The following is a 4367-nucleotide window of genomic DNA, read 5'->3' as shown; positions in this document are numbered from 1 at the left end:
AGCCCTGGTTGATCTCGTCCAGGCGATAGCGGTTGGTGATGAGCTCCTCGAGCTTGAGCTGGCCGGCCCGCCACAGTCCCAGCAGCCGCGGCATGTCGTACAGGGGGTTGGCCCCGCCGAACAGCGAGCCCTGGATGTTCTTGTGCCAGCCCGTCACCGGTGAGCCGTTGATGGCGATCGTGTGGTTGTCGGGACCACCGCCCACCGCGGTGACCACGACGCTGCCGCCCTTGGGGATGTCGGCGTACGCCACGGCCTGCCATGCGGTCGGCAGCACGTCGGACAGGTAGAGGAAGCGCTCGTCGGGCGGCCCCTCGGGCACCACGATCGGCCCGAACTGCGCCTGCGGCACGCGCAGGTACTCGGCCTGCCCGCCCGGCACCTGGCCGTAGAGCTTCGTGTAGCCGAAGAGCGAGGCACCCATCCCCTGGTCGCGGTTCTGCGTGGTCTCGCACTGGGCCATGTACCCCTGCTGGCACATCCAGCAGTGCCCGCAGGAGATGTTGAACGGGATGACGACGCGGTCGCCGACCTTGAGGTCACCGGTCTCGGACCCGACCTCCTCGACGACGCCCATCGGCTCGTGGCCGAGGATGTCGCCCTTGTCCAGGAACGGCCCGAGCACCTCGTAGAGGTGCAGGTCGGAGCCGCAGATCGCGGTGCTGGTGATGCGCACGATCGCGTCGGTCGGCGCCTGGATCGTGGGGTCCGGGACCTCCTGCACGCGGACGTCGTTCTGTCCCTGCCAGGTGAGTGCCTTCATGCGGTGTCTCCTCGCGGTGGATTGTGCGGGGTCGGTGCTGCGACGGGTGCGGGCTCAGGCGGAGGGGTCGACGACGACGAAGTCGTCGGGCATCGGGCGGCCGGCGAGGTGCGCCTCGAGCATCTCGTGCACGCCCTCGGCGATCTTGTCCTGCGCCTCCCGGGTCATCCCCGAGCAGTGGATGGTCATGGCCTCGGAGCCCTCGGGCAGCGAGCGCCACGGGTGGTCGGCCGGGGCGGGCTGCGGGTACCAGGTGTCGCCCGCGTAGCCCGCGAGGTGACCGGACTCGATCGCCTCGACCAGCGCGTCGCGGTCGACGATCGCGCCGCGCGCGGTGTTCACCAGCCAGGCGCCCTGCTTCATGGCCTTGAGCCGCTCCGGGCCGAACAGCGCCTGGCTGCCGTCCATCAGCGGCAGCGCCAGGCAGATGACGTCGGACTCGGCGACCAGGGTGTCCAGCCGGGCGTACCGGACGCCCAGCGAGGCCTCCTCGCCGGCGGAGCGGCGGTGGTTGGCGTAGTAGAGCATCCGCACGTCGAAGCCCTTGAGACGCAGCGCGGTGCGCGCGCCGATGGCCCCGAGCCCGACGATGCCGACCGTCTTGCCCTCGAGGTCGTGCGACGGGCCGGCGATCTTCGCGACGTCCCACCCGCCGTCGCGGGCCTCAGCGTGGGCGGGGACGAAGTTGCGGACCAGCGCGAGGATCTGCAGCACGTTGTGCTCGGCGACGCTGACGACGTTGCTGCCGGTCACCTCGGCGACGGTGACGCCGTGCGCCTTCGCGGCCTCGGGATCGGTGTGGTCCGAGCCGATGCCCGCGGTGATCACCAGGCGCAGGTTCTCGGCGGACTTGAGCCGGTCCTCGTCGAGGTAGACCGGCCAGAACGGCGTCGTGATCAGGACCTCGGTGTCGGTCAGCTCCCGGTCGAGCTCGTCGCCGGTCTCGGTCGTGGTGACCAGGATGTGGCCCTGCGACTCCAGGTAGGGGCGCAGGCCGAGGGCGTTGTCGGCGCTGGCTGGGACGTCGTCGCCCGTCTCAGACGGCGGGTACGACACGTAGACGACCTTCATGGCGATCGGCTACCCGGGCTCGGTCGCGCGCGACACGTCCGCCGGGGCGCCGCCGTCGCCCTCGGTCTGGGCGTTCGGCTCGTCGTCGTCGATGAGCGCGCGACGCTGCTGCTCGCGCGTGCTGTACGCCGCCTGGCGCACCGCGTCCGGGCTGGTCAGTCCGGAGCCGAGCGCCCCGGCGACGATGCCCATCGCGCCGGCGAGGACGCCGAGGCGCAGGTACGCGGTGATCGTCGCCGCCCCCACGGCGCCCGGCATCATCTGCGCCGGGATGACGACGGCGGCCGCCACGGTGGTCAGCCCGACGAGCAGCACGGCCATGCAGGCGACGCCGAGCCCGATGGTCGCGGCGGTCGCGGCGTTGAACAGCGTCGCCTCCTCGCGGTGTACCCGCGCCGCCGGGCGCTCCCAGAGCCCGTTGTCGACGATCAGCCAGACCGCCATCGCGGCCACCGCCAGGACCGCGATGACGGCGAGGCGCGCGGGGGACAGGGCGGCCGCGAGATCCCAGATGTTCGAGTAGAAGACCCCGAACGCGGCACCGGCCGAGGCCGCGGTGAGCGCCGGGGACAACGAGGGCACCAGCCGCCAGGGCCGGTTCGCCCGGACCAGCCCGCCCAGCAGGCGGACCGTCCCCCGGGTGCCCTGCAGCGCGAGGTGGGCGTCGATGCCCTCCTCCGTCGACGCGACGCGGGCGACCGGCGGGGAGAGCGGGTGGGGCCCACGCCTTGCCGCCGGGACGGGGTCGACGGCGTGCTGGGCCAGCAGGCCGTGGGCGACGAGGTCCACGACCGCGCGACGCAGCCGCCGGCGCAGCGCGAAGGCCCCGAGCGCGGGGAGCGACACCAGGCCCACGCCGTCCGCGGAGCCGTAGTCGGAGACGAGGGGCTGGGTGCCGGTGCGCCGCGGCAGGTCGGTCACGAACACGATGACGTCCCAGCCGTGCCGGGCCCGCAGCGCCGCGCCGTGGCGCAGCATCGGCAGCAGGCCCTCGGCGTCGAGCCCGACCGGCCCCTGGGCGGTCTCCACCCGCCAGCGGTGACCCGAGACGGCGGCGTCGAGGGCGGCGGGGAGCTCGGTGGCCATGCGGGCGACGAGGTCGCTCGCGAGCCCGGGGTCCGCGACGAGGCCGACGACGACCTCGGTGGCCCGGCTGTCGGTCGTGTCGGTGGCGGTGTCGGTGTCGGTGTCGGTGTTGGTGCCGGTGGCGGTGTCGGTGGTCGTGGTGTCGGTGGTGAGGTCGGTCGGGGTCGACGGGCGGTCGACGGTGGTCATGCGTGGTGCTCCTGCGGACGCGGACGATCCCGCGAGCCGGCCCGGGCGCCCGGCGGACATCGGCCGCCGACGGCGGCCGAGGTGCGGTGGGGAGGACGAGCGGCGCAGGATCGTGGTGCTGTGTGTCGGGGTGCGCCCGCGTCGTTCTCCACGGGCGGACGACGCGCTCGCGTCGCCCACGGTGGGCCGGCCCCGCTGACGGGTGCCGGCGCACTCGGGGGCTGCCCACGGCGGGCCCCGCCCACACGTCGTCGTCGGGAGTGGCTCAGGAGTCGGGTCGGGGACCCTCAGGATCCGCCGAGCGCGGCCAGGAACGTGTCCGCCCAGTGCGCGACGTCGTGCTCGCGGACCTGCGCGCGCAGTGCCGCCATCCGCGTCCGCGCCTCCGGCGAGCCGTGCGACGCCGCCGCCTCGGCGACCGCGGCCGCGACCCCGTCGAGGTCGTAGGGGTTGACCGTCCAGGCGTCGGTCAGCTCCTCGGCGGCCCCGGTGAACTCGGAGAGCACGAGCGCGCCGCGGTCGTCGGGGCGCGTCGCGACGTACTCCTTGGCCACGAGGTTCATGCCGTCGCGCAACGGCGTCACCAGCATCACGTCCGCGGCGAGGTAGAGCGGCGCCAGCTCGGCGGGCGGCAGCGAGCGGTGCAGGTAGTGCACCACCGGGCGCCCGAGGGCGGCGTGGTCGCCGTTGAGGCGCCCGACGGTGCGCTCGACCTCGTCGCGGGTCCGGCGGTACGCGTCGACGCGCTCGCGGCTCGGGGTGGCGACCTGCACCAGCGTCGTCGTCGCCGGGTCGAGGCGCCCGTCGGCGAGCAGTTCGCCGAACGCCTCCAGGCGGACCCCGATGCCCTTGGTGTAGTCGAGCCGGTCGACGCCGAGGAGCAGCGTCGTCGGGTCGCCCAGCTCGGCGCGCAGGGCCGCCGCGCGCTCCGCCGTCGCCGGGTCCGCGCCCCGCTCGGCGAGCGTGGCGGACTCCACCGAGATCGGGAACGCCCCGACACGGGTGGTGTGCCCGTGCAGCCGGACCTGCGCCGGGGCCTCGCCGAGGCCGATCGGGGCGTCGTCGACGTCGGCGCCGCAGAGCCGGTAGGCGAGCCAGCGGAAGTTGCGCGCCCCGCCCGGGGTGTGGAACCCGACCACGTCGGCGCCGAGCAGACCCTCGACGACCTCGGTCCGCCACGGCAGCTGCAGGAACAGCTCGACCGGCGGGAACGGGATGTGCAGGAAGAAGCCGATCCGCAGGTCGGGTCGCCGCTCGC

4 protein-coding genes are annotated in these 4367 nt (G+C 74.1%); all 4 read right to left on the bottom strand.

Annotated elements, in window-relative coordinates; all coding sequences use genetic code 11:
- Positions 1-763: alcohol dehydrogenase catalytic domain-containing protein (locus AC0CYZ_RS19235; RefSeq protein ID WP_472218224.1), on the bottom strand; the 763-nt coding region annotated here is incomplete at its 3' end.
- A 54-nt stretch (positions 764-817) separates the two neighbouring features.
- Positions 818-1834 carry an NAD-dependent formate dehydrogenase gene (locus AC0CYZ_RS19230; protein WP_472218222.1) on the bottom strand — a complete coding sequence of 339 codons (1017 nt, stop codon included), beginning with the start codon at positions 1832-1834 and terminating at the stop codon, positions 818-820.
- Positions 1835-1843: 9 nt separating this feature from the next.
- Positions 1844-3109 carry a hypothetical protein gene (locus AC0CYZ_RS19225; protein ID WP_472218220.1) on the bottom strand — a complete coding sequence of 422 codons (1266 nt, stop codon included), beginning with the start codon at positions 3107-3109 and terminating at the stop codon, positions 1844-1846.
- Positions 3110-3396: 287 nt separating this feature from the next.
- Positions 3397-4367, bottom strand: a 971-nt coding sequence (locus AC0CYZ_RS19220) for an alpha,alpha-trehalose-phosphate synthase (UDP-forming) (RefSeq protein WP_472218218.1), incomplete at its 5' end; no start/stop codon positions are given.

It is taken from the genome of Actinomycetospora sp., assembly GCF_055612215.1.
Note: the sequence above shows the minus strand (reverse complement) of the source record. Positions and strands in the feature narration are given on the sequence as shown.